The sequence below is a fragment of the Gemmobacter aquaticus genome, assembly GCF_007859075.1.
Taxonomy (GTDB): Bacteria; Pseudomonadota; Alphaproteobacteria; order Rhodobacterales; family Rhodobacteraceae; genus Gemmobacter; species Gemmobacter aquaticus.
In genome coordinates this window covers 180,404-204,155 of record NZ_VOAK01000025.1, presented here as the reverse complement: position 1 = coordinate 204,155, position 23,752 = coordinate 180,404, and the positions used below count along the sequence as shown (strand labels likewise).

22 protein-coding genes are annotated in these 23,752 nt (G+C 61.6%); 3 read left to right on the top strand and 19 right to left on the bottom strand.

All coding sequences use genetic code 11. The features are described from left to right. Positions 1-656: 656 nt before the first annotated feature. From FQU74_RS17795 to FQU74_RS19455, 5 genes are all read right to left on the bottom strand, one after another. Positions 657-1,577: a DUF2950 domain-containing protein gene (locus FQU74_RS17795; RefSeq protein ID WP_146287826.1), complete on the bottom strand. Its 921-nt coding sequence runs from the start codon at positions 1,575-1,577 to the stop codon at positions 657-659. 1 nt (position 1,578) lies between these two features. Further along, positions 1,579-3,336 carry a DUF3300 domain-containing protein gene (locus FQU74_RS17790; protein WP_146287825.1) on the bottom strand — a complete coding sequence of 586 codons (1,758 nt, stop codon included), beginning with the start codon at positions 3,334-3,336 and terminating at the stop codon, positions 1,579-1,581. Between the two features lie 949 nt (positions 3,337-4,285). Next, positions 4,286-5,665: a sensor histidine kinase gene (locus tag FQU74_RS17785; protein WP_146287824.1), complete on the bottom strand. Its 1,380-nt coding sequence runs from the start codon at positions 5,663-5,665 to the stop codon at positions 4,286-4,288. After that, positions 5,662-6,321, bottom strand: a complete 660-nt coding sequence (locus FQU74_RS17780) for a response regulator (protein WP_146287823.1) — start codon at positions 6,319-6,321, stop codon at positions 5,662-5,664. The genes FQU74_RS17785 and FQU74_RS17780 overlap by 4 nt, the downstream gene beginning before the upstream one ends. Before the next feature lie 39 nt (positions 6,322-6,360). Further along, entirely contained in the window at positions 6,361-7,059 is a 699-nt protein-coding gene (locus FQU74_RS19455; RefSeq protein WP_188781601.1) for a PepSY domain-containing protein, read from the bottom strand. A 139-nt stretch (positions 7,060-7,198) separates the two neighbouring features. Here FQU74_RS19455 and FQU74_RS17770 point away from each other — a divergent pair, with 139 nt between their 5' ends. From FQU74_RS17770 to FQU74_RS17760, 3 genes are all read left to right on the top strand, one after another. Further along, the gene (locus FQU74_RS17770) at positions 7,199-8,161 is read left to right on the top strand and encodes a hypothetical protein (protein ID WP_146287822.1); all 963 of its coding nucleotides are present in this window, start codon (positions 7,199-7,201) and stop codon (positions 8,159-8,161) included. Positions 8,162-8,288: 127 nt separating this feature from the next. After that, positions 8,289-8,714: a TadE/TadG family type IV pilus assembly protein gene (locus FQU74_RS17765; protein ID WP_146287821.1), complete on the top strand. Its 426-nt coding sequence runs from the start codon at positions 8,289-8,291 to the stop codon at positions 8,712-8,714. Position 8,715: 1 nt separating this feature from the next. Continuing rightward, on the top strand, positions 8,716-10,035 hold the full coding sequence (locus FQU74_RS17760; protein ID WP_146287820.1) for a pilus assembly protein TadG-related protein: 1,320 nt from the start codon (positions 8,716-8,718) through the stop codon (positions 10,033-10,035). A 34-nt stretch (positions 10,036-10,069) separates the two neighbouring features. Here FQU74_RS17760 and FQU74_RS17755 read toward each other — a convergent pair whose 3' ends face one another. From FQU74_RS17755 to FQU74_RS17690, 14 genes are all read right to left on the bottom strand, one after another. Then, on the bottom strand, positions 10,070-10,540 hold the full coding sequence (locus FQU74_RS17755; RefSeq protein ID WP_158635629.1) for an A24 family peptidase: 471 nt from the start codon (positions 10,538-10,540) through the stop codon (positions 10,070-10,072). After that, complete coding sequence (locus FQU74_RS17750) at positions 10,533-11,174, bottom strand: helix-turn-helix transcriptional regulator (protein WP_158635628.1); 642 nt, start codon at positions 11,172-11,174, stop codon at positions 10,533-10,535. Before FQU74_RS17750 ends, FQU74_RS17755 begins: the two co-directional genes overlap by 8 nt. Positions 11,175-11,621: 447 nt before the next feature. Next, positions 11,622-12,623: a type II secretion system F family protein gene (locus FQU74_RS17745; protein ID WP_146287817.1), complete on the bottom strand. Its 1,002-nt coding sequence runs from the start codon at positions 12,621-12,623 to the stop codon at positions 11,622-11,624. 12 nt (positions 12,624-12,635) lie between these two features. After that, entirely contained in the window at positions 12,636-13,604 is a 969-nt protein-coding gene (locus tag FQU74_RS17740) for a type II secretion system F family protein (RefSeq protein ID WP_146287816.1), read from the bottom strand. Continuing rightward, the gene (locus tag FQU74_RS17735) at positions 13,601-14,992 is read right to left on the bottom strand and encodes a TadA family conjugal transfer-associated ATPase (protein WP_146287815.1); all 1,392 of its coding nucleotides are present in this window, start codon (positions 14,990-14,992) and stop codon (positions 13,601-13,603) included. Before FQU74_RS17735 ends, FQU74_RS17740 begins: the two co-directional genes overlap by 4 nt. 3 nt (positions 14,993-14,995) lie before the next feature. After that, complete coding sequence (locus tag FQU74_RS17730; RefSeq protein ID WP_146287814.1) at positions 14,996-16,234, bottom strand: CpaE/TadZ family protein; 1,239 nt, start codon at positions 16,232-16,234, stop codon at positions 14,996-14,998. Further along, the gene (locus tag FQU74_RS17725) at positions 16,231-16,857 is read right to left on the bottom strand and encodes a TadE/TadG family type IV pilus assembly protein (protein WP_146287813.1); all 627 of its coding nucleotides are present in this window, start codon (positions 16,855-16,857) and stop codon (positions 16,231-16,233) included. The genes FQU74_RS17730 and FQU74_RS17725 overlap by 4 nt, the downstream gene beginning before the upstream one ends. A gap of 11 nt (positions 16,858-16,868) precedes the next feature. Then, positions 16,869-17,390 (bottom strand): TadE/TadG family type IV pilus assembly protein, encoded by a 522-nt coding sequence (locus FQU74_RS17720; protein WP_146287812.1) that lies wholly within the window; start codon positions 17,388-17,390, stop codon positions 16,869-16,871. After that, positions 17,365-18,822, bottom strand: a complete 1,458-nt coding sequence (locus FQU74_RS17715) for a pilus assembly protein TadG-related protein (protein ID WP_146287811.1) — start codon at positions 18,820-18,822, stop codon at positions 17,365-17,367. Before FQU74_RS17715 ends, FQU74_RS17720 begins: the two co-directional genes overlap by 26 nt. 73 nt (positions 18,823-18,895) lie before the next feature. Next, the gene (gene cpaB, locus FQU74_RS17710) at positions 18,896-19,711 is read right to left on the bottom strand and encodes a Flp pilus assembly protein CpaB (protein WP_146287810.1); all 816 of its coding nucleotides are present in this window, start codon (positions 19,709-19,711) and stop codon (positions 18,896-18,898) included. A gap of 74 nt (positions 19,712-19,785) precedes the next feature. Then, entirely contained in the window at positions 19,786-19,968 is a 183-nt protein-coding gene (locus tag FQU74_RS17705; RefSeq protein WP_146287809.1) for a Flp family type IVb pilin, read from the bottom strand. A gap of 479 nt (positions 19,969-20,447) precedes the next feature. Continuing rightward, positions 20,448-21,887, bottom strand: a complete 1,440-nt coding sequence (locus FQU74_RS17700) for an arylsulfatase (RefSeq protein ID WP_146287808.1) — start codon at positions 21,885-21,887, stop codon at positions 20,448-20,450. Positions 21,888-22,223: 336 nt separating this feature from the next. Continuing rightward, on the bottom strand, positions 22,224-23,243 hold the full coding sequence (locus FQU74_RS17695; protein WP_146287807.1) for an AraC family transcriptional regulator: 1,020 nt from the start codon (positions 23,241-23,243) through the stop codon (positions 22,224-22,226). Positions 23,244-23,288: 45 nt separating this feature from the next. Next, entirely contained in the window at positions 23,289-23,636 is a 348-nt protein-coding gene (locus FQU74_RS17690) for a hypothetical protein (RefSeq protein ID WP_146287806.1), read from the bottom strand. Between the last annotated feature and the right edge of the window lie 116 nt (positions 23,637-23,752).

Below are 23,752 nucleotides of genomic sequence, written 5' to 3'. Positions count from 1 at the left end.
TCATCCGGAGAATTCATTCCCGAAAACCTGATTGAAAATCCGCGTGTCGGCGGTTCAAATCCGTCTCCGGGCACCACTTAAATCCCTGAAATACGCTGATAAGTTCTGTCACGCCGTATCCCGGATTCCGATATCCAGGGATCAGAGCCCGTCATTGGCTGCAATCGGTGCTGAGCTGGGTCAGGATAAGGTGGAGTTCATTTTGGCCTCCATCCCGGATGACCCAGTCGGATCGAGCCTACATGTGGCGCGTTCCTTGGAAAGTTATGCCAGGAATCGCGGTACATCGTGCAAACCTGTTCGCGGGCTGAGCTTCGGAAACGATCCATCCGACGGCACGAATGAAACGGACCATGGCAGATCGAAGCCCCCCTCTCGCCGCCGTGCGCCCTTCACCGTGTCGAATGCGCCGCAAGGACATCGACCACAAGAAAATGATGGGTAGCCTCATAGACTTTTGCCCCTGCTGGGAGGCTGAAATTCCAGTATCGCCGCCCTGTCAATGCAGGTTCGGTGGCTCGCACTGATGATGTGTGAAGCGCGCTGCCCCGCCAAAGGCGATGATCAAGGTACGCGGCCAGTACCAGCGCAGGTTAGCCATATGATCTGACACAACGCGGCGTTCACGAAATCTGCCATTTCCTGATGGCTTGGGCCTATTCCACTGTCACGGGCACCCATCCGTCACCCGGATCAAAGCTGTCGATGCTGTCAGCTACAGCGATCGTGTCGGCACCGAGATCGGCCTCATAGACGATGCCGTTTTCGGCCACCATGAAGGACATGACGCCCGTCTGACCCGGATCAGCCGGATAGGCAAGCAGGGCATGCCCTCCGATCATCTGGTCCGCAACGAGATAGTCGTAAGCACCGCCCGCGGCAGACGGGCCCTGCTTCGTCAGGACACGGAAATAGTAGCCGAGGTAGGGCACCGGCCCTTGATCCACACCATCGATTGCAACGCCATCGGCCGAGGCCTGGGCAATGAAGGCCCCAATCGGGCTCAGCGGCTCTCCCATATCCTCAGGCCAGTAGAGACCGTCACGCTGACCGGGCGTCGATATGATCGAGCGGGCAAACTCCATCACGCCATCGCCATCCCAGTCGGTCTTGCGATAGTCCGACTGGAGTGCGACCGCGCGTTGCAGCACGGCGATGACGTCGAGCTCGTTCTCACCGATCCGTCGGTCGAGGATCTCCTCGCGCGCGCCATCGGGATCGAAACGCCACCCACCATCGACCTGAATCATTGAGACCGGGAAGGGCCAGCGCTCCAGCCCGATCTGAAGCACCTTGCGGCCGTCCTCATCATCGACGATCTCCGCAAGCTCCTGATAGGCGGCCATAAACTCGTCCCGCGCCGCAGCTTGCTCTTCGGGGTCGTCAGACTCGATCAGGTCTTCGGACTCTGGCCCGAAAACCACCAGGAACGCCTCACGATCCGAGGCGTCGACGGCCGCGACAAAAGCCTCGACCGCCTGTTCAGGGGTTTCATAGATCGCGGGTTCTGCAAGTGCCGGCAGGCTGGACGCGGCAAAAGCGAGCACGGTCGTCCGCAGGATGGCCATGGTTTTCATTTCAACGCTTCCCCTTCCGGCTGATTTTCCCGCGGCTTGAGGCCGCCTTGGCGCGAGAGCCGCTTCCAGACGGCTTGAACGATGGAGTGCGTTTGACGGTCGACTTTGGTTTGGATGCACTGCTCGGCCGGATGGTTGTCTTGGGCTTTGAGATGCTGGGCGGGCGCGACACGGTCGGTTTCTTTGCGGGCGCCTTTGCGACGGGCTTTGCCGGTGCAGGCTTGGTCAGTTTCGGTTTAGGTGCGCTTGCCGGGCGCGTCGAAGGTTTGCCAACACGGTCGCCCTTGCTTGTTGCGGGCGGCAGGGCGGCAGGCGGCTTGCCTTCGGCCTTGCGGGTCTTGATCTTGGCGCGCGCAGCCTCTTTGTCTGTCTGGGTTGGGCGGAAATTACCATCCTTGGCGGCCTTCAGGCGATCCTCGTCGACACTGCCCGGTCGCGCCTCATCGATGGCCGGGCGCGTGCTCGGTCCCGCAGGCCGGGTCGACGGGCGGTTCATCGCCCCGCCGGCAATACCGCCGGCGACGCCACCGGCGATTGCACCACCAACGTTTCCACCTTGGCCGACTTCGGGATTGCCACCGGCGCCCTGACCGGGCTTGCCGTTGCCTTGGCCGGGCTTGCCATTATTCTGTCCGGGCTTGCCGTCACCACCCTGTCCAGGCTTGCCATTGTTCTGTCCGGGCTTGCCGTCACCGCCCTGACCGGGCTTGCCATTGTTCTGGCCCGGCTTGCCATTGTTCGGCTTGCCGTCGCCGCCCTGACCGGGCTTGCCATTGTTCTGGCCTGGCTTGTTTGCGTCACCCTTGGCTGGCTTGCCATTCGCGCCCTGGCCGGGTTTGCCGTCCCCTTTGCCAGGTTTGCCATCATTCTTCCCAACGCCATTGCCGGGACGCTTGTTCTTGTCCGCATTGGGGCGTCGGTTCGGGCGGTTGTCGATATTGCCGATATCGATGCTGTTATCGATATTGACGTCGCCATCCCAATCGATTTGGTTGCCGTATCGGCCATCGTTCCAGTAGTTGTCCCAACGGCCATCCCAGTCATCATCGTCGTCGAAGATCTCGTTCACAAGGGTCGCGCCACCCCAGACAAGCGCGCCTGTCACCAGCAGGTCGTCCCAGTTGTTCTCTTCGGTCACATAGACCGGGGTCGACGGGGCCGGGGTGGTGTAGACCTGTTCGCTATATTGCGGGACATAGACCACCTCGGGATTGGTCGAGGCAATCGCGATGCTGCCTGCGTCCGTTTCCTCAACCGTCATGGCCGCGTTGTCCTCCAGATATCCCATCAGCTTTGCCTGGGCGCGCAGGCGCTGGATCGAGGCGATGCTGTCGTCGGTCTGGGCGACCAGCGCCTCGCCTGCGTATTCCACCCAGCCGATATGTTCGACCATGCGGCCGACAAGATCGGGAAAGCCTGCGGCAAGGGCCTTGACCGGATCGGGATAGTCCTGCCCGGCAACAAGGGCCGAGATCTCGTCGGGCGACTTGCCCGCGTTCTGCCGCAGCAGGGTGTCGGCCTTGACCAGCTCCAGCGGGTAGGTCGTCGCGAGGAGCAATTGCCCAAGCAGCGCATCCGGATAAAGTGCCACCGGAGCGAAGAGTTCGTCCAACTCATCTCCGGTGAGCAGACCTTCATCCTGTGGATCTTCGGCCATGATCTCCACTGCGGGGCTTTCCTGCGCGAGCAAGGCTGGGGCGCTCAGGAATGTCGTTGCCGACAGCGCTGCAAGCAACCCGACGATCCGTTGGATGGTCATGAACCTTACCCCTTATTCCGGCCCCATTGCGCGCGGCGGGGGCAATTCCCTGTTGCAAGGCACATCTGACCTAAGGCATCGCAGCCCTTCAGGTCATGTGCCGATCCCTCCGGCTGTCCGGAGCTGCGAAATCAAGTTCGTAAGTGCGTGCGCTGTGGCCGTGATTACGTGCCGTGCGCCGCCCTGAAAGCAGAAAAGTTATCAATCAGACATCAACCGCAAAGAACGACCGGTGCCATTTCGGAGATTAGCCGCATGCCTGAAAGGTTTCGTCAAGGGGAAAGCTGCCCAATCTGGGCTATCTGCAGGATCACTGTCCGGCAGCAACCTGTCGCTTGCCCGTCCCGGGATCCATATGGCCGCATGCAAGTAGGCCCGGGATCGGATAGAGGGGCGTCAGCTGCTGCCGGTTTCGTGGACACATTGCTATGCGTAATCGGCTTGCAAAACCGCCCGGCTATCGGCGCCTCAGGTTCAGCCTGCTGCGGGAAGCCAAGATGAACCGAGCTTTCTGTAGACTGGATGTTGATTCCGGGTTGATGGCAGTCAACCAGTCTTGCCCGCGCATGATTACGAGGGGCGTTAAGACGTTGTTCTCTATCTTGGATCCCTCGTCGACGCCCTGCCCCGGTTCCAGCGAATGAAGCCCAAGAGAGTGGGCCGTTTACCGGCATGGAAAGACCGACCGAACCGGATCGGCACTTGGATATCGAAGAAAGGCAATCGCCGCAGATCCGATGTGCTCTTTATCAAGCGCCTGTGGCCGCCCTTGTGTGATGCATGTGTCGGCTTATCCACCGCAGCAGCTTGATCACCTTTGGAAAGCCCACGGCCGTCCCAAGCCGCCCGCCCGGTCAACCTGATGCAAATCGCAAACGCCGAAAGGCGCACGCCGCAACTGCAATCAACCGCAGCTCCTACAGATCAGCGGGAGAATGCCGTGAATTGGTCATTTGCCGGCAGCCGAACCGGACTGATGAACCGCTTGGGGCCGGTAGGTCCTTGGCAGGAAAAGGCTCACGCGCAGACCTCCAAGGGTTTCACTCTTCTCAAGCAAGACCCGCCCACCATAGGCATCGACGAGGTCACACACGATCGCAAGCCCGAGACCTGAGCCGGGGCGCGAGGTGTCAAGACGCTCACCCGAACGCAATGCGGCGGCGCGCAGATCTTCGGGAATGCCTGGCCCGTCATCCTCGATATGGATGATCACTTCGGCGTCCACCTGTTCCGCGCGAGCCGTCACGCGCCGTTCCGCCCATTTGTAAGCGTTGTCGAGGAGGTTGCCGACAATCTCCTCGAGGTCCTGGCGATCTACGGCCACGGTCATGGTGGGGTCGACTTTGAGCTGGAATTCGAACCGTTCATTTCCAGGCACCCCCTGAAACAGACGCCCCAATCGCTTGAAAACCGCAAAAATCTGCGTCGGGGCCTGAAACGCGCTGCCGACGTTGCCGGCGCGGATACGGGCAAGCGAGCGCTTGACCTGTGCATCGATCCGGTCCAGCGCGTCGCGCGCCCGCACCAGACCCGGACCGCTGAGCCCCGCGCTCTCCAACTCATTGCGCAGCACGGCCGAGGGGGTTTTCAGCGCATGGGCCAGATCGGCACCCTGCCTTCGGGATCGCTCTATAATCTCGCGGTTGCGCGATATCAGGGCATTGATGTCCTCAACCAACGGCGCCACTTCGGACGGATAGTCGCGCGGCAGCAATGTCTCGCTGTTTTCCCAACGACGCAGGATATCCTGCCGCAGACGTTCAATGGGGCGCAGAACGGTTGCGACGTGCAGAATTGATCCGATCAGCCCGCCCAGTACCAGCGTTGCAAAGGTCATGCCGAGGCTTCGACGGATAAGGCCGCGTTCCACTTCAAGCCGCGCGATCGACTCGGCCAACATGACCTGCCAGACCTTGCCGTCATCGAGGGTGACAGGCATCGCCATCGAGCGGAGTTCGCCCGCAGACGTGGTGACAAAATCAAGGGTGGGGCCCGTCGTGGCTTTGGTAACCGGATCAGGAAGCGTGAAGTCGAACATCGAGGGTGAGGTCAGAACAGATGCGTCTGGACCGATGAGCTGCCAGTACCGCCCCGAGTAAGGCTGTTGATACGCCGGGTCAGCCAAACGCTGCGCGAGCTGTTCTGGATCGGGCCCGACGTCAAACAACGCCACGACCAGACGCGCATGCCTGTTGGCGAGCGTTTCGTCGAAACGCGCCCGCGCAATCCGATCAAGCGAGAGGTAAAGCGTGATGCTGCCAAGGCAGACCACAAAGGCAGACAGAAGCACCCCTCCGACGATAGCCCGGATGCGGAGGGATCGCATCATGCCGAGTGAATCGCGTAACCCTTGCCACGCGCTGAATCAATGATCTCACCACCCAGCTTCTTGCGCAGCCGCGCCACGAAGACGGCGATGGTGTTTGAATCGCGCTCGTCGTCATAGGCGTAGATATGCTCGGAGAGCTCTGTCCGCGATACATACCGCCCGGCGTTGTGTATCAGGTAGGACAGGACGGCCGTTTCCTGCTGAGTCAGCTCGATTGGCAGACCATTGCGCATGGCCCGCGCGTTGCGGGTATCAAAGCTGAAGTCACCGATGCGGAACAGGGGGTTGATCTGCCCCGTGCGGCGCCGGATCAGCGCTCTGACGCGGGCGAGAAGCTCGGGCATCTGGAAGGGCTTGGCCATATAGTCGTCGGCGCCTGCATCCAGCCCGTCCACACGCTCGGACCAGCCGTCGCGCGCCGTCAGGATCAGTACGGGCATTGCAAGAGATTGCGCCCGCCATTCCTTGAGGATCGACAGGCCGTCGCGCTTGGGCAAACCCAGATCAAGGATGACCAGGTCATAGGGCTCTGTCGCCCCAAGATGCGCCGCGTTTTCGCCGTCAGCGGCTATATCGACAACGCGCCCTTCGCTGCGCAGAGCGCCAGAAATCTGGTCGGCGAGCGCCGGCTCATCCTCGGCAATCAGGATGCGCACCAAACCACCTCACCGTAAGCGAATGAGTGCCCGGTGTCGTCACTTCTTGCCATTGCCGCCACCGTTACCACCGCCGTTGCCACCGCCGTTCCCGTTGCCACCACCATTGCCGCCGCCGCCACCGTTCCCGTTGCCGCCACCGTTCCCGTTGCCGCCACCATTGCCGCCGCCGTTCCCGTTGCCACCGCTATTGCCGCCGCCGTTCCCGTTGCCACCGCTATTGCCGCCGCCGCCATTCCCGCTGCCGCCACTATTACCACCGCTATTGCCATTGCCGCCACTGTTTCCACCGGCATTGCCGCCGCCACTGTTGCCGGGTGACGATGAGCTGCCCTGCCCGGTCGCCGCGCCTGATGCAGACTTGGAGGACTTGCTCTTGCTGGAGGTGGTGGCACGTGTCCCTGTGGAAATCTCGGCCTTGATTGCCTTCGCGGCCCCCGAGTTCTGCGACATGAGCTGGCCGGTCCGCGCATTGACAACAACGCTGACCATCTTGCCATCGGGCCGGATCAGGACGACGCGGTAGTAGAGCTGATCGTCAGCAAACGCGCGCACATCCAAGGGCTTGCCACCAACCGCGCCTGACACTTCGGCAAGGATCTCCGGCAATGGGCGACTATGTCCTGCATCGACGTGCCGACGAAGCTCTCTCTGCGATAGCTCACGCAAAGGCGCCGCTGACGCCGAGGAGGTCACGACGGCAAGGGCGAAGGCGATGGAGGCGTACACGCGGAACATTTTTCGGGTTCTAGCAGATTCAAGGTGAACTGAAAATGAACAGTGCGTTTCGCCTCCGTTCATCAAGCCTGTGCAATCAGAGGATGAAGCACTCCGCAATCCTGCGCGGAATTGGAATCACTCGGACAAGAGGCATGCCATGACACAGCTAGCAACCAAGCCTGAGTTGAGAAAGGCCCCCTTTATGATTGCGCGGGCGATTTGCCTGTCTGCTGCCCTGATGGTTCCCGTTTCGATGGTGCCTGATCTTCAGTTCGCGGCAACTGCCGATGCCAAGAATGGCAACGGCGGTGGCAACGGGAACGGAGGGGGCAACGGAAACGGCGGCGGGAACGACGGCGGCAATAAGGGTGGTGGCTCGGACAACGGAAATGGTGGCGGCAACGGGGGGGCCAACAAAGGCGGCTCAGACAACGGCAAAGGCTCGGGCAAGAGCTCGGGCGCAAAAGGCAACGGGAACGGGAAAGAAAACGGCAAGGGCAAGGAAACCGCGTCCGGTGGTTCGAAGTCCAAGGGCAAATCGTCGAAATCCGCGTGGTCCGATACGCTTGGCGTGCCAGCCTCTGAACTTGGTGCCCTGAATGCGGCGAAGGCGTCGCCTGCGGCTTTGGCGAAAGCTGCGCCCAACTCGCGCGTTGGACGTATCGCGGCCTATCGCAATGCCGTCCTCAGCGGCAACTTGCTGGAAGAGGATCTGGCCGAGGCTCTTGCCACGCTGGAAGGTCTTGAAGAGCCTGATCGCTCGGTCGCCGAGATCGATGATGCGCTCAACACGACCACCGGCAATCTGGCCAACGCCGAGTCCGAGCTTGAACAGCTTGAGGCCGACCTCGAAGCAGCCGGCGGCAGTGACCCTGACATTGAGGCGGCAATAACCGAAAAGACTGCCGAGATCGAAGGTCTTGGCGCCGAGATCGACGCGCTGGAAGAAGAACGCGCTGGCGCTGAGGCCTATGAACAAGCCGAAGACGCGGTCGAGGTTCTGGATGCCCAGGTGGCCGATCAGCACGAACTGGAGTTGAGCCTGCTTGATGCCGCAGCCAACAAGCCGGTCACCGAAGCGGTTGTGACCCAGGTCAACGCCCTCCTCGGCCTGGAATGATTGAAACAAGTCCGGGCGCCGCCACAGGCGCCCGGGTCCCTCGGGTGGTATGTCGCCCGGAAAGTTACGAGAACGGCCCACTGTAACCGGCCCATGATACGGGCAATTGTTTTTACCGGAGACCGCGATGTTTGGTCCAGGCATTCTACGATTTGCAAAACGCTTCATCCGCCACGAAAACGGCGGCGTTACAATCGAGGCAGTCCTCTGGATGCCCGTGTTCGTCGCGCTTCTCTGCCTTGTCGCTGATGCGTCGTTGATCTTTGGACGCCAGGCAGAGGTGTTGCGCGTCGTGCAGGACGCGAACCGGGCCATGTCTGTCGGAAAGTTCGGTACAGACGGGGACACTGACGCGACAGACGTCGCTGAAGCCTACATCAAGGACCGGATCAACGGCCTGGCCCCGAATGCCACGGTCGATACGACCGTTACCTCGGGTGTGATCCGGACGGTGGTCACCATCCCCTCATCCGACCTCACGGCAAATACCCCGATTGGTTTTCTGGATTCGCTGACGATCGAAGTTGCCGCTGAACATCTTTCGGAGGCCTGAGATGACCCGCCTCACCGAAACCTTGGTCCGCGCTCGTACCTTTCAACGCACCGAACATGGTGGCGCGACCGTCTGGTCGCTGTTCCTCAGCGCATCCATGGCGATGATCGGCGGCTACGCGGTGGACGTAAGCAACCTTATGACCTCGCGCACCGATCTGCAGATCGCAGCCGACGCTGCCGCCCATGCGGCGCTTTTGTCGCGCGAGACAAAGTCGGCCGATGAGGCCCGCACCATCGGGATCGAAATGGCAGCCGTCAATCTGCCGGTCGAGAGCTATGGCGAGACGGTGCGCCCGGAGGATATCGTGTTTGGCACATGGGACCGCGATACCCTGCAGTTCACCGCAGACGAAAACTCCAAGACGGCGGTGCAGGTCACGGCCTGGCGCCACAGTCAGCTTGATAACCCTGTGCCGGTTTATCTGCTGCAACTGGCAGGCCTGGATCAATGGGACTTGCAGGTGGTTTCGGTCTTTGAAACCTATCAGCCCACCTGCCTGCGTGAAGGGTTTGTGGCCGAGGAAGTGGTCGATGTTCAGTCGAACAACAGCTACAGCAACGGCTTTTGCATCCATTCGAACGCACATGTCTCGTTGAACTCGAACAACTACTTCGAGCCCGGCACTGTCGTGTCGATGCCCGATCTCGATGATATCGACTTGCCGAACTCGGGGTATGAGACCAACGACGGGCTGCAGGATGCGCTGCGCGAGGGATCGTGGAACATTCGTATCATCAGCCGGATTCAGGATATCGTCGACGGTCTGCTGGCTTTCGATCCGGAGTACCTGCCGGACTACATCACCTACCCCACCGCTGTAACGCTGCCGTCGAACACGGTGAAGCAGACCGATCTGGTCGCTGGTCGGCTCTATCGTTACACCTGCAATGGCGGAAAGCGCATGACCATCGACAATAATGTCGTCATGAGCAAAGTCGTTCTGGTCACAAATTGCGAGATCAAGTTCAATCAAGGCGTCGCGCTGGAAGATGCAGTTGTCGTCACCACCAACACTGGTGCGAAATCGATGAATTCGCCGGGGGGTTTGCGGCTTGGAAAGGATGACGGCTGCGCCCCCGGCAACAGCGCACAGCTTGTGACTATGGGATCTGTCGATATCGCTGCCGATCTGTATCTTTTCGGCGCCCAGATCCTTGCGAAAGACAACATCCAGTTCGCGGCCAACGCGAATGGGGTCGAAGGCGCGGCCCTTGTCGCGGGCGGCGAGATCTCAGGCACATCCAACATGAACATGCGCTACTGCGGATCGGGCATGGAAGACAACTTCGAGGCCGATTACTTCCGCATGGTCAATTGAAAAGTCCTCCCGCCGGCATGATCGGCGGGAGCGTTCAGAATGAACCAAGTATCGGATAGGCGAGACCTGCCATCGCAATGGAAACGCCCATCGGGATTCCGCGTTGGTCCGCCAACCCGACCCAGCCTTCGCGCCAGTTCGCAGGAAGCTTTCGCAGGGCCAGAACCAGCGCGATGCCGATTGCTAGTCCCCAGGCGAGTAGCATCGCGAAGTCGTTCAGCCCGGAAATCGGCACAAACAAGACCAGACTTGCAAGGATCTTGACGTCCCCGCCGCCGAATAGTCCGAGGGCGAAGGCAAGAAACCCAATTCCAAGAACAACCGCTGCGGCAGCAAGTCGCTGCATCAGGTCATCAGGCGGAAGGATCAGCGAGGAGGCAGCGAAGAGTGCAACGGCAAGCAAGCTGATCGCGTTCGGAATCCGCATGTAGCGCAAATCAAAGTAGGCAACCGCGACCAACAGCGGGGCAGTCGCAAGAATAGGAAGCACTGCTGCGTCAGGCATAGCGCAGACTTCCCGGATTGCCATTTTTCTGCGTTCCGATCAGGCGGAACAGAAGTTCAGCCAGATTGCCGGTCTGGGTCTTTGCATAGATGTTGCGCAGATGCGAACGGACGGTCGGGTCGCTGATCCCAAGTTCTTCGGCAACGCCCTGCGCCGACAGTCCGCGGCTGAGCAAAAGGCAAACACGGTATTCCGCCCGGCTCAGTCGTGCGGGATTTGCAGCCCCGAGAATCGGTGTTGCCTCATCCGACGCGGGATCGCGACGTTGATGCGCCGCCTCTCGTGCCACAACACCGATCTGTCGGGTTGCCCAGGTGCGAGCCATCGTCGGCACCACCGCGGCGAGCGTCGCATGTACCCGGGCCGAGATCGGTTCATGGAAATGCAGCTCGATATGATCGCGATTCACCGGACCGCTGGCCAGAACCAGCACGCAGAATTCGCGAAATCCGCGGGCGGCCTGAAACTCTTTGAGAAGTGGATCGTCAGAGTGGCATGCATCCGCCTCATGCCAGATTGTGCCGGCGCGGGCACCGTCCAGATCAGTGCCAAAGACGCTTTCCGACAAACTGAACCGCAGCGGACGACCGCAGCTTTGCTCGGCCTTCGGGTCATGGATTGCAATTCTATTCACTTGGCCGAGGGCGCGGCGGGTGCGTACGAGTATCCCGGCTTGGGCGCCAAGGCCGATACACAGATCGGAGAATGCAGATTTTAAAGACGCAGTTCCGTGAAGAGCTTCGCACCAGGTCGCAATTGCGGATATAATACGGGATTGTTGCGCTCCGAGGGCAATTTCATCCCGAACGGATCGACTGTCTTCGTGATGTGCGACCATTTTTATCACCATAACGCAAACACAGGCGTACTTTTGCGATGTCTACGTTGAAAATCATACAGTTAACAAGATTCTTCACCTCTTGATTTAAGCGTGTTCTACTGTTCATTGTCAAGGTTTCAGGCCACAAACCATAGCGCCCGATCAATAATACAACCATGAAATGAAGCGCCCGCCTTAGTGCGCCCTGACGTAGATCGGATCGCGAAATGGTATATGGGTTTCTTATTCCAGTTTCGGCGCCTACTCCGAAAAATATCGCACGTATCGCAGGGCAACAGGCCCGATTGTCAAAGTCAGCAGGGCTGGCAGCATCAGGGTTGCCATAACCGCCGACATCTGCACCGGCAAGCGGTTTGCTTTCTCCTGCGCGCGCAGCTCGCGGTGCTGACGCATCTCGGACGCATAGGTCACGAGAACGCCCGAAATGTCTGCGCCGAACTGAATTGACTGCAATACGACGTTGACGAAAGATGTCACCTCTTCAACCTGCGTGCGCTCTGCCATGTCGAGAAGTGCACGGTCGCGGCTACGTCCTGCCTGGATTTCGCGCTGCGCGGTCAAAAATTCTTGCGACAGTTCGGGTGCAGCTTCTGCAATTTCATTGCCCACACGGATCATCGCGGCATCGATGCCCAAGCCTGCCTCGACCGAGATTTGCAGCAAGTCAAGCGCGTTGGGGAACGCCAGCCGGATTGCCTCACGCCGACGGTTTGACCTTGCGCGCAGCCAGTAGGCCGGGCCGAAGAACCCCACCCAGACCATCACAGCCATGATCTGCAGAAGGTTCGTCCGGGTCAGCCCGTTCAACTTCATAGCGATGGGCTCAGGAAGTGTGATCACACCAGTTTGAGAGGCAGTGATCAAACCCATTAGCACTGCTGGCAGTATCAGGCCCATTCCTAGTCGCAGAATGTAGTAGTTGCGCACCGCGTGCGGGCCGGTTTTCCCGGCCTGCGCAAGCTGGCGCTGTACCTGTGTCCGCTCTTTCTGATCGGCCGGAATCAGCGACTTCATCAGACCATTCGGCGTCTGTGCGACCGGGCGCAGCAGGTCTGCGTCGGAGCCGACCCGCCCTGTCCGGGGTCGTTGCGCTTCGAGCCTGCGGGCCACGCGATTTCTTGGTGAGGTTGCCGCGACCAGAGCCATGAAGGTCACGAATACTCCAAGTCCGACGCCATAAATGCCAAAGTCCACAAGGCCGAGGCTGCCCAGGTTCTGAAGCGCGGGTATATTCTCAAACATGGCATTCGCCCCCTAGAACTTGAAGTTCACAAGCCGGTTCATGGTGATCGCATTGGCGACGACCAGGACCACGACGAAGATTGCGGTCGGGCGGAACAGCGGATCTCCACTGATGTCGCCGTAGTAGCTGGGCACCAGGACCGTCATCAGAACGACGATGATGACGGGAATCAACGACAGGATCAGCGCTGAAAGCCGGCCTTCAGCCGAGATTGCCTTGATCTTGCGACGCATGGTCAGCCGGTCGCGGATCACCCGCGACAGGGTTGACAGCATGCGCGCCAGATCCCCTCCGGTCCCGTGCTGGATCGCGACGCTGACGGCAAGGAACCGCGTGTCCTCGGTATCCGCCCGATCAGCAAGATCGCGGAAGGCATCGACCAGCTCGTCGCCATAGGCGATCTGATCAACCATCACGCCGAATTCGGAGGCGATGGGGTCAGCCATTTCCCGCGCGACCGAGGCCATTGTGGTGTTCAGCGGATGCCCGACACGCAGCCCGCGCGCCATAAGATCCAGCGCGTCGGGCAATTGCCGCGTCAAGGTTTCGAGCCGCCGTCTGGCTGCGATGTGCAGCGTGGCAACTGGGATGACCATGAAGACAAACACCGCAAAAGGTAACGCAAAAACAAGCGAAATCAGCTTGCTGGCCGCAAGCGCCAGCACGACGGTCAATATGACCGAAAGCAATGCAAGCCGCCCCGCAGGCTGCGAAATACCCGCAAGGCGCAGGTCTTGAGGAAGGGTGCCGATGAAGGGTATGCCCGACAGAAGCCACGTGTCAGGCCTCGATTTCAGAATGCGCAGGACATCCTCGCCATTTGCGCCACGGGCGATCATGCGCATCCGACGATTGCGCACGTCACCGGGAGCCTCGTATCCCGAGAAGAATTGACGGATACCTTCATAGGCGAGCAAGACACCCAGAAACGAGACGACCGGCAGGATCAGATCGAGCGTCAGAAGCGGCGTTACCATCATGCGCCCCCTTCAGGCCGGAACATCTCTGCCGGAAGGTCAATGCCCGAGGCGATGATCTGGTTGGCACAGCGGGGGCGGATGCCGGTGGCTGTCATTTCACCCTGGACGTCGCCGTTTTCGGCCCGGCCACGTTTGCGATACAGGAAGATGTCCTGCATGGTGACGATCTGCCCCTCCATCCCGGTGATTTCGGAAATGCTCATTACCTTGCGCCGGCCATCCCCGAGACGGCTGAGCTGCACAACGAAATGGATGCCTGACGCAATCTGCGCGCGCAGGGCAGAGAGTGGAAACTCGATCCCGGTCATGGTGACCATCTGCTCGATCCGGCCAAGCGCATCACGGGCCGAGTTGGCGTGAACGGTGGTCATTGATCCGTCATGGCCGGTGTTCATCGCCTGCAGCATGTCAAAGGTCTCGGCGCCGCGAACCTCGCCCACCACGATGCGGTCGGGCCGCATCCGAAGGGCATTGCGCACCAGATCGCGTTGGGTCACGGCATTGGCCCCGCCGGGCGATGGCGGGCGGGTTTCAAGACGAACGACATGCTCTTGTTGCAGTTGAAGCTCTGCTGCGTCCTCGATCGTCACGATCCGTTCGGCCCGACCGATAAAGGATGACATCGCGTTCAGCATGGTCGTCTTACCCGAGCCTGTCCCGCCGGAAATCAGAACGTTCAGCCGTGCCTCGACCAACTTCTGCAGGAACCGCGCGGCCGTCGGGGTCAGCGCACCGACCTCGACAAGGCGATCGAAGGTCAGTGGATTGCGCGAGAATTTACGGATCGACATCGATGGTCCGTCGATAGCACAGGGACGGATGATCGCATTGACCCTGCTGCCATCGGGCAGGCGGGCATCAACCCAAGGCTGGCTTTCATCGATCCTGCGGCCAACCTGCGAGACGATCTTGTCGATGATCCTGAGCAGGTGGCGTTCGTCGCGAAACCTCACGCGGGTCTTTTCCAGGACGCCGTTGCGCTCGACATAGACCACGCGATGCGAGTTCACGAGGATATCATTGACCGATGGATCCGCCAAAAGCGGCTCAAGCGGGCCGAAGCCCAGAACCTCGTCAAGGATCTCGTCGATCAGGGCGCGAAACTCTTCCGACCGCATGGCCTTGCCCTCATCGGACAGAACCTTGGACACAAGGCTCGCCACTTCCCGGCGCAACTCTTCCGGCTGAACCTTGTCGATAACCGAAAGGTTCAGCCGGTCGAGCAGCACCTCGTGCAAGTGGCTTTTCAGTTCGAGCCGCGCCTGCAGGTTCGCGTCAAGCGGCGGATTGACCGACAGCTGGCCTTGGTCGGTCGGGGCCGGCGAAACCCCGAGGGGGACAACATTCGTGGGGCGTTGGCCATTGATCGACGGAAAACTCTTGAACACGGCTCAGACCCCTTTCGCTACTGCGGACGACGTGTTGAGCTCGCGCTCGACCTGCCGTGCCAAACGGTTGATTGCCTTTGACAAAACACCACCAACTGCCCTGAGGGGACGGCCCTGATCGGCGGCGGCGCGTGCATGTTTCGGATCGGGCGGAAGCCAGGCCCAGACAGGGCGTTCAAGCGCGCGCTCTGCCTCACGCTGGGTGGACGAGCGGAACATGGGCTTGTCCTCACGGCTGGCGACAAGACGCAGGGGAACGGACGGGTTGTCTGCAGTCAGAAGTTCGGTCAGCCGTCTGCCTTGCCGCACGACAGGCACCGAGAGGTCAGCTACCAGCAGCACCATATCCGCGGCTGAGATCACGGGCTCTATCCAGCGCGCCACGGCATGGGGAAGATCGATCACCACGTAATCGAACTCGGTACGCAGCACATCGATGATGGCGGCGACCTGCGCCACGCCAAGCGCATCCTGAGGGACAAAGGTCGACGGCGCGGGCATGACGCGCAGACCTGATGGGTGGTCCAACATCGCCTGCCGCAGAAAGGTGACGTCGGGCAGCGTACCCTCACCCGCCAGACGTGCCAGCGCATCATGTTCGGGCAGATCGAGCATCGATCCGACTGACCCGAACTGCAGGTCAAGATCGACCAGAGCCACCTTCGCACGGGTCTTTGAACGGCCGAAACCACGTGGCGCGGCAAGGCTTTCTGCCAGGTTCACCGAAAGCGTCGTGGCGCCAATGCCACCCCGCGCGGGCAGCGTTGCGATAATGCGGCCTGCCGCCTTCGATGGGGTCGATGCGACTGGACTTGTCACCTGGCGCGCCGCGCCAATGCGGGACAGCTCTGACACAAGCGCGTCCGCCGAGTGAGGAACAGGCAGTACCCGCTCGACACCCGCATCATTCAGAAGCTGCACATCGGCAAGCGAAAGGTTTTCGTCGGCCAGCGCGACGACTGACGCTCCGGGCCGCTTGGACCGCACAAGGACGCGCAGCGCCGCGATGTCGTCGGGATCGTGCGGGTCGGTCTGGACAACAATCACATCCTTGTCGCGCGCCATTTGTTGAACGCGACCGTTCAGTCTGGCGAGGTGACCGGTTTCGGCCGTCAGGCTGATCGGCTTGCCAGTCGTCTCGACGTGGTCCAGACCCTCTGTCAGCGCCCCGTCACGCGTGACGACAAGCATCGACTGAACGTTCGGCATCGGATCGTTCCTTTCGTCAAAAAGCGCACTCATCCGGCCTCTCCCAATGCAAGATCTTCCGCCGGCAGCGAACTGCTCATGGCCGGGAATGGAATGGTGGGTGAAAAACCTGCCCAATCGCCGCCGGCAAAGCTGGACAGCGCGCCGAGCGGTGATGCGAAACGGAAATCAAGATCGACCACCTCGACCGTGACGACCGGGACATAGGGCCCGCCGAGAAAGCCGAGGTTCTGGTCTGCGCTATAGCTGAAGCGCAGGTTCTCTGGCGCGGCATAGCCGGGCATCAGCCCCTCGATCCGCCCCCAGATCTCGGTCACGGTCGGATCATCCAGCGAGGCGAGGCACGTCACCGTTGCGGGGGCGGCGCAGACCCCTGCGGCAGATCCGCAGGCCGTGCCGAAGCGTGGCGGCACCGGAAGCGCGCCGGTTGATCCGCGCTCGTTGCGCTCTGCGACGCCGGGGCAAACAGGCGGGCGCGCGACGGCCAGACGCGCGGCAACGTTGGTTGCCTTGCTGGCCATGACGTATTCATAGCCCATGCGGCCAAAGTCGATCAGACCGAACAAAAGCAAGAGAAACACCGGCAGAACCATGGCAAGCTCAACCAGAACGCCGCCGCGCTCGTCCCGCATGACCCTGTAAAGCAGACTGAGCATGGGTTTCTGTCTCATGCGCCAAACACCCGTGATCTGTCGGTGATCGTGGTCGTAAAGCGCTCGGACGCTGCGCCAAAGAACTGCAACACACGGACCAGCGGGAATGTGATCTCGACCTGGGCTGCCACCTCCGCCACCGCAACATTGCCGCCGCGATAGCTGCCTTCGTGGCAAGTGAATGACGGTGTGACAGTCTGAATCGTGATCCCGCCCGGCACGACTGACCCACCAGAGATGCTGCGGTCGACGATGGCGGTGATCGTGCCGGCATAGCTGTCTGCCGTCCCGCCGCTTGCGCAGATATCCGATGGCAGGATACGCGCCAGATAGCGCGTTGCATCACGCACGCCAGAAATCGCCGCCTGATAGGACCACATCATCCGGCTGCCCTCGACGATGACAGCGAATACCAAAAGCATCATCGGAAGGACCAACGCGAACTCGACGAGGATCGCGCCGCGCTCAGAACGCCAGAAGCGGCTCAGGCCAAGGCCCTTGGGGCGATGTTCAGCGGAAGAGCTGGACGACGTCATGGACGATCCCTCCGTTCCCACCCGATCCGCCATTGCCTTGCGCCGATCCGACCACCTCGACCCACAAATCAAGTCGTGGGGGTGAGCTTGCGTCCTGCCCCACGGGCTCTGTCAGAAACAGGCGGAAGAACTCTTCAACGGGGATGTTTGTCGTCCGCCCGCTGACGGGATGCGCGGTGCAGTCGATTGCGGCTGCGACCACAATCCGGCGTTCCGGGTCAGGCGAGGCAGCGGGCGCACAGGATGCACGGCCCGTTTCAGCGCGGTCTGTCAGGATTGCGGCACGCGATCCGGGGCCACCTGCCGCCGCGATTTCGGCCAGGTAGTATTCGTAGCGCGTGGCGCCCGCCGGAACGATTGGACCTGCGCCATCATAGTTTGTGGCGACATAGGCCGTGCGGCCTGCGCTCCAGTTGCCGTCACCAAAGCGCGAGCAGGACCCGGAGGCAAAGCAATCGTCCCGCGGCAGTCCCATGGTATCAGGAGACACCCGCTCGCTGTTGCCAATGCAGGCACCACCACTGCGGGGCACGATGCCCTTGATGACATTCGGCGCGGGGCGATAATTCGGGTCGTTGCGACGACCGTTCATCGTCGCCTTGTAGATGTCGAAGCGCACATTGAAGATCGCGTCCTCGATGCCAACCTTCTGGCCGGGCTCTGTGTCAACGCCGCGCTGCGCGAAACAACGGGTGATGCTGCGTTCCGCGCCGATCAGGCAGGCATCCAGCCGATTGCCCGATAGTCCTGCGCAGGGGCCGGTTGGATCGACCTCTTCCTTGTCGGGGTCCAGAAAACCGAAGTCACCGGGGCCCCAGGCGGCCCCACTGCCGCCTGACCTGAGCCGGATCAGATCGCCCACATTTTCGTCTGCCTTGTAGCCGGGACTTGGCAAGCAAAACATCAATGGGGTGATGTCGCAGGCGTATTGGGTAAAGCCCGCGACAGCCGTCGCGCCCACGTTTGCCTCGGGCGCAACACCCCCGCGCAGACCGAACAGCGCATCGGCAAAGGGCGTGTCCACATTGCGTGGCGCCACAGTTGCCTGCACGTACAGAGCATCGACCGGGTCCGTCGTGATGTCGGTCAGCGCTTCGGTATCGCCGTCTGGCAGGGCCGAGAGGAAGGTCAAGGTATAGTCGATCACATCCAGCGTCTGGCCGCCTGCCCCAAAGGTCTGCCGGTCGGTAATCATGTCGGCTGCGGCAGCCTGGGCACGGGTGATCGCATCGTCCTGACCGTCCAGTTCGCCCGCGGCCGCGAGGGCCACGTGATCGGCAAAGGCCTGCAATTCGGATTTGGTTGACGCGATGCGGCCAAAGTCAAAGGACAGCGCGACAAAGCCCAGCATGACCGCGAGGGACATGGCCCAGAACACAAGGACCGTGCCATGTTCGTCCTTGGCAAATGCTTTGATATGGGCAACTGACATGGCATGAACCCGATAAAGCGAGACGCGGCCACCCGACGCAGGGGGCGCATTTGAAAACAACGACTTGTAGCAATCAGTTGAGCTCGACGACCTCGACCTCGTTCGCGCGGCGAACCTTGATGCGGTTCACCTTCGGTGCCTCTGTCGGGGCAGCTGCGACGGGTTCGGGAGCTTCGAGAAGGTCGCCCAGTTTGACGGCGCGCAGCTCGGTGTCCTTGGCTTCGTCAAGCGCGCGCAGTGACAGGCGCAATGTTCCGGCCTGCTGGGCCAGTGCGAGGATCTGGCCCTGCGCGGGCGTGACCTCGACGGTGACTGTCCGGGCCACTTCGGGCTGGTCGCGTTTGACATCGGCGTCCTGATCAACGCCCAGAACCCGGATGTTCTGCAGGATGGTCACGGCACTCAGGTCAGCCTCGCGGCCCTGTGTCAGCACGATATCGACCGTATCTCCGGGGGTGACGAACCCGCCCACTGCCGTCTCTGCCCCCACCTTGATCGCCATGGCGCGCAGGTTCGGGCCAAGCGCCTGAACGATGGTCACCTTGTCGCCAAAGCCGGACACCTTGGACGCAAGCAGGATATCCCCCTTGGCGATGTTGTAGGTCGCGCGGCGTGGCTGCTCACCCTGCGCGGGCAACAGATTCTCTGGATTGCGGAAGGCGCCGGGGGGAAAGGCCTCGCGCGGCCAGGGGATGGTGGAAAGCACCTGCGGCACGATGGGTTGACCCAGCGGAATGTCCGCGCCTGCCACCACCAGAGAAACCAGATCGGGGCCCCGCTCGGGCGCCGCGGTTGCCGTGCCCGGCGCTAGATACTCGCGCGTCGCATAGGCCGAGGCCCCGGCCAGCGCGACCCCGGCGACGGCGACAAGAAGGGAACGCAAACCCATGACGGCTACTCCGGACTAGAGGGATAACCGGCCCGCAACGGGGTTGAGCGGGCCGGCCGGCAGACAGATGAAGATCAACCGTCTGCCATCAGGGTTTCTGCATCTCCCATCTGGTCCTCAACCTCGTCACCGAGGTTGGTCAGTGCCGTGGTACCCACGGCGATCGCGAGGATCAGGGCAATGCCGTATTCGACAAGCGTGACGCCGCGATCATCGCGGGCGAAACGGCGGAGAAGCTGGCTAAGCTGGGTACGCATGAAATACTCCTTCGATGACATGAACAGCGGTTCTGAAGAACCGGGAGGGAATGTTCGAACCGCAGCGCACTGCTTCTGGTTCCCCTTCAGTCTGCGGAATCGTCCCATGCCGGGCATCAGCCAGATGGATGAATATTTCACCTGCCGATTGATTCTTTTGCGGCGCGTCCATCACCGATGACGATGGACCTGAACGCTTGGCCCCCGAAGCGACCCATTTATGCGCCGCTGGACAGGGCCCGAACCAAAGCCGCACGGCGCGCCGTGGCTCTGCGGGGGTGAGAAATGTCAGAAAACAGCCCATGAAGGCTGTTCTATTGGGGCTTGGCCGATGCGGCCCTGTCTGACCGACGGTCAGTCAGAGAGGGCGCTGCTCGCCAGCGACATTCATTCAATAGCGTGAATCGCGGAGGAGGGGCCGCCTTCTGGCAGGCGTTTTGCCCCGCCCGTTGGCAGCCCCGGCGATCATCAAACGCCGATCACGGATCCGTCGGCGTGGCCAGAGGGGCCGATAGCGTGGCGGCCAGCGCGTTGCCATAGAACAGGGGCGGAGCCATGCTGCGGGCCAGTTCGATCACGCGGTCCTGCAGATCGGCGACGACCTCGGGATGTTCATCCGCGACGTTGGTCGTCTCGCCCGGATCTTTCGCAAGATCGAACAGCTCGATCATCGGCGGCAGCGCCGGGATCCAGTGCAGCTTCCAGTCCCCCACCCGCAGTGCGCCTTGTGTGGGTTCGACGTTGTAGACCATGTCCTGACGCGGTGAGGGTTGCCCGCCCGAAACGGTCTGCCAGACATCGACCCCGTCAAGCGGTTGGGTTCCGGTCAGGCCAGCACCGGCAAGTCCCGCAAGCGTCGGCAGCATGTCGACCACATGCATGGGGCCTTGTGTCTCGCCAGGGGTGATGCGTCCGGGCCAGTTGGCCAGCGCCACGACGCGCGTGCCCCCTTCATAGAGCGAGCCCTTGCCCTCGCGCAGCGGGTCATTGCGGGGCGGCAGATCGCCCGCGACCGCAGACTCCCCGGTAAACATCTTGTTGCGCGTGCCGCCATTGTCGCTGTGAAAGACGATCAACGTATCCTCACGCATGCCGGCTGCCTCCAGTGCGGCCACGACCTGCCCGATCTGGTCATCCATCGCCGAGATCATCGCAGCATAGGCACGACGCTGGCTATCCTCGATATGGGCATATTTTTCGAGCCACTGGTCCGGCGCCTGATAGGGCGTATGCGGCGCAGTGAAGGCGAGATAGAGGAAGAGCGGCACAGAGGCGTCATGCGCACCAATCATGCGGACGGCATCAGCGCCGAAAAGGTCGGTGTCATATCCCTCTTCGACCAGAAGTTCGTTGCCACGATACCAGTCGGTGACGCCATGGGCCTCATGCTTGAAGTGATCGATCTCGCCGACCAGCGGGCCGTAGAAATAGTCAAAGCCCCGCTGCATCGGCCAAAGCGCGCGGTCACCATGCCCAAGATGCCATTTGCCGACCAGCGCCGTCGAATAGCCCACGTCTTTCAGGATCTGCGGCAGAATCCGTTCCTTCAGGTCAAGCCCGTAGACCGCACCCGAAGGGATAACCCCCGTCTGCAACCCGTAGCGCAGCGGCCAGCGGCCCGTCATCAGAGCCGCGCGGGTCGGCGTGCAGAGCGGTTGCGTGTAAAACTGCGTGAGCCGCGCCCCTTCGGCGGCCAGACGGTCTATATTCGGGGTCGCGATGTCCGATCCGTGGAATCCCACATCGGCAAAGCCCAGATCATCGGCGAGGATATAGACGATATGCGGCTTGCGCACAGCCTGCGCGCGGGCAGGGTCAGCCAGCACCGCAAGCCCAGTGATCGCGGCCAGAAAGCCCGCGGCTCCGGCAAGCACATCACGGCGGGTCGGGTCACCGGCTTCATTGGAAAGGTCGTTCATGGATGCCTCATGTTCAAGTGCGGGCAAGTTGGTCGGCAACCGCCGATCTAAGGAGAAGATCTGCGGAGACAAGGCAGCGCGCTGCGCCAGATGCAGGGGATTTTCGGGATAATCGCATTCGGGTATCCAGTCAAAGGCGCCGTTCCCGCTGCGGGGCAAACCCGGTGGTTCGATTGCAGAGGGGGCAGGCGCAGGCGTGCTTCGGGCAATCCCCCCACCCCTGATCAGCTGCCTTGCGCGTATCGCCCCCTCTGCCTTGCATGCGCAGAAGGCTAAGACAGCGCCACGCACCCCTCAATTGCCATTTCACGCCAAACCCAGGCGCAGATTCACAGTTCAGAGAGGATCGGCCCGCCGCGTCTTGCGCCATTCGGCAGGTGCGCTGCCTTCCCACCGGTGGAATGCACGAATGAAATGCGAAGCATCGGCGTAGCCAAGACCCCGCGCAATGGTCTGGATCGGGGTCTCGCCCCCGACAAGTGCCTGCCGGGCAGATCTGTGCCGCCAGTCGTCGAGCTGGCGCTCATAGCTGGTGCCAAGGGCGGCAAGCCGGCGCTGCAAGCTGCGGGGCGAAAGCCCAAGCGCGCGCGCCGCGCATTCGACGGAAACCTGCCCCGCCATGGCTGCGGGGACGAACAGGAGGTCGAGCGCGGTGATCAGCGCCTCATCCTCGATCCGCCCGCTGTCGCGATCGAGGGGCAGTGCGGGCCCGCCCGGCCCATCCGCGAGACGACAGTTCGGCTGGTCAAGAAGCGCCGCATCAAACTCGATCACGATGCCGTCGCCTGCGCGGAACGTTACGGCAGCGCCCAGCCTGTCGTCATAATCGCGCGTACAGGCCAAAGGACGGTGCGGCAGCGTGACATGCAGCGCGGCGCAATCATCGCCCAGAATGCCGCGAATGGCGCCCACGATGAAACCTGCCACCCCCTCGTTCAACACGCGCGCCTCTTCGGCGGTTCCGCCCCACAGGCGGTGCGTCAGCCGTGCCGACGCCCCGCTCCGCTCCAGCCGGTAGGAGACACCACCCTGCAGCGCCGGCATCTGACGGATGTGGGACATGAGAGACTGGCCGAGCGTCCGCCCCGCCCCAAGCGCAAGCCCCGGCGGACCAAGCGCACCGGGATCGGCGGCACGCGCGAGATCGAGCCCGATCATGGCATCTCCGGTACGCCGTGCCAGAGTTGCCAAGACCTCGGCGATACGCGCGCGCGCCACCACCCCGTTCGCCCAGCCGTCATCGCCGCCGTCAACCCCGACGCTTGCAAGGATCTGGCGATGATCAACGCCATGGGCCGCCGCAACTGCAGGCAGCATATGGACAATCGCAAGACGGGCCGGAAAACGATCAATCATGCTCGATCTTTAACACATCCCGGCGCACGGATGCAGCACGACAGTCTAGTGCCGAGGCAGGAGCCCCACCGGCGCATCAGGGTCACGCAGATAGTCCGCAGGAGGCGTCTCGCTGACCACATTACGCCGCTTGAAGGCGCAGGTGATCAAGCCGCCCTCGGCCTGCGCCGCAATTACAAGCCCCTGCAGGATATGACGCGCACCGTCAAACACGTCGACGCAGCCGCGCAACCGGGGAAGGGTGTCAGCCGCAAAGACGAGTGTCGACTCCGTCAACCCCAGAACCGGATAGAAGGCATCGCCGAACTGAACCCGCAGGCGCGACCGCCGTGCCTTGCGTTGCCGGGCCAGTCCCAGCCCGTCACGAATCTCATCCGTCAAATGTTCCAACATGTCGAAACCCCCTAAAGAACACCGAATCTCTAAAGCAATAAGTTCAAGTCTCTGCCAATGTGACGAAAAATCAAGACAACCAGACGACACACCGCGACAGGCTTGCGACATGCAGG

Bases quoted from the DNA above. Each gene is read 5' to 3' on its own strand.
- FQU74_RS17795 (WP_146287826.1), bottom strand. From the start codon at position 1,577: ATGAAAACCATGGCCATCCTGCGGACGACCGTGCTCGCTTTTGCCGCG.
- FQU74_RS17790 (WP_146287825.1), bottom strand. From the start codon at position 3,336: ATGACCATCCAACGGATCGTCGGGTTGCTTGCAGCGCTGTCGGCAACG.
- FQU74_RS17785 (WP_146287824.1), bottom strand. From the start codon at position 5,665: ATGATGCGATCCCTCCGCATCCGGGCTATCGTCGGAGGGGTGCTTCTG.
- FQU74_RS19455 (WP_188781601.1), bottom strand. From the start codon at position 7,059: ATGTTCCGCGTGTACGCCTCCATCGCCTTCGCCCTTGCCGTCGTGACC.
- FQU74_RS17770 (WP_146287822.1), top strand. From the start codon at position 7,199: ATGACACAGCTAGCAACCAAGCCTGAGTTGAGAAAGGCCCCCTTTATG.
- FQU74_RS17765 (WP_146287821.1), top strand. From the start codon at position 8,289: ATGTTTGGTCCAGGCATTCTACGATTTGCAAAACGCTTCATCCGCCAC.
- FQU74_RS17760 (WP_146287820.1), top strand. From the start codon at position 8,716: ATGACCCGCCTCACCGAAACCTTGGTCCGCGCTCGTACCTTTCAACGC.
- FQU74_RS17755 (WP_158635629.1), bottom strand. From the start codon at position 10,540: ATGCCTGACGCAGCAGTGCTTCCTATTCTTGCGACTGCCCCGCTGTTG.
- FQU74_RS17745 (WP_146287817.1), bottom strand. From the start codon at position 12,623: ATGTTTGAGAATATACCCGCGCTTCAGAACCTGGGCAGCCTCGGCCTT.
- FQU74_RS17740 (WP_146287816.1), bottom strand. From the start codon at position 13,604: ATGATGGTAACGCCGCTTCTGACGCTCGATCTGATCCTGCCGGTCGTC.
- FQU74_RS17730 (WP_146287814.1), bottom strand. From the start codon at position 16,234: ATGAGTGCGCTTTTTGACGAAAGGAACGATCCGATGCCGAACGTTCAG.
- FQU74_RS17725 (WP_146287813.1), bottom strand. From the start codon at position 16,857: ATGCTCAGTCTGCTTTACAGGGTCATGCGGGACGAGCGCGGCGGCGTT.
- FQU74_RS17720 (WP_146287812.1), bottom strand. From the start codon at position 17,390: ATGACGTCGTCCAGCTCTTCCGCTGAACATCGCCCCAAGGGCCTTGGC.
- FQU74_RS17715 (WP_146287811.1), bottom strand. From the start codon at position 18,822: ATGTCAGTTGCCCATATCAAAGCATTTGCCAAGGACGAACATGGCACG.
- cpaB (WP_146287810.1), bottom strand. From the start codon at position 19,711: ATGGGTTTGCGTTCCCTTCTTGTCGCCGTCGCCGGGGTCGCGCTGGCC.
- FQU74_RS17705 (WP_146287809.1), bottom strand. From the start codon at position 19,968: ATGCGTACCCAGCTTAGCCAGCTTCTCCGCCGTTTCGCCCGCGATGAT.
- FQU74_RS17700 (WP_146287808.1), bottom strand. From the start codon at position 21,887: ATGAACGACCTTTCCAATGAAGCCGGTGACCCGACCCGCCGTGATGTG.
- FQU74_RS17695 (WP_146287807.1), bottom strand. From the start codon at position 23,243: ATGATTGATCGTTTTCCGGCCCGTCTTGCGATTGTCCATATGCTGCCT.
- FQU74_RS17690 (WP_146287806.1), bottom strand. From the start codon at position 23,636: ATGTTGGAACATTTGACGGATGAGATTCGTGACGGGCTGGGACTGGCC.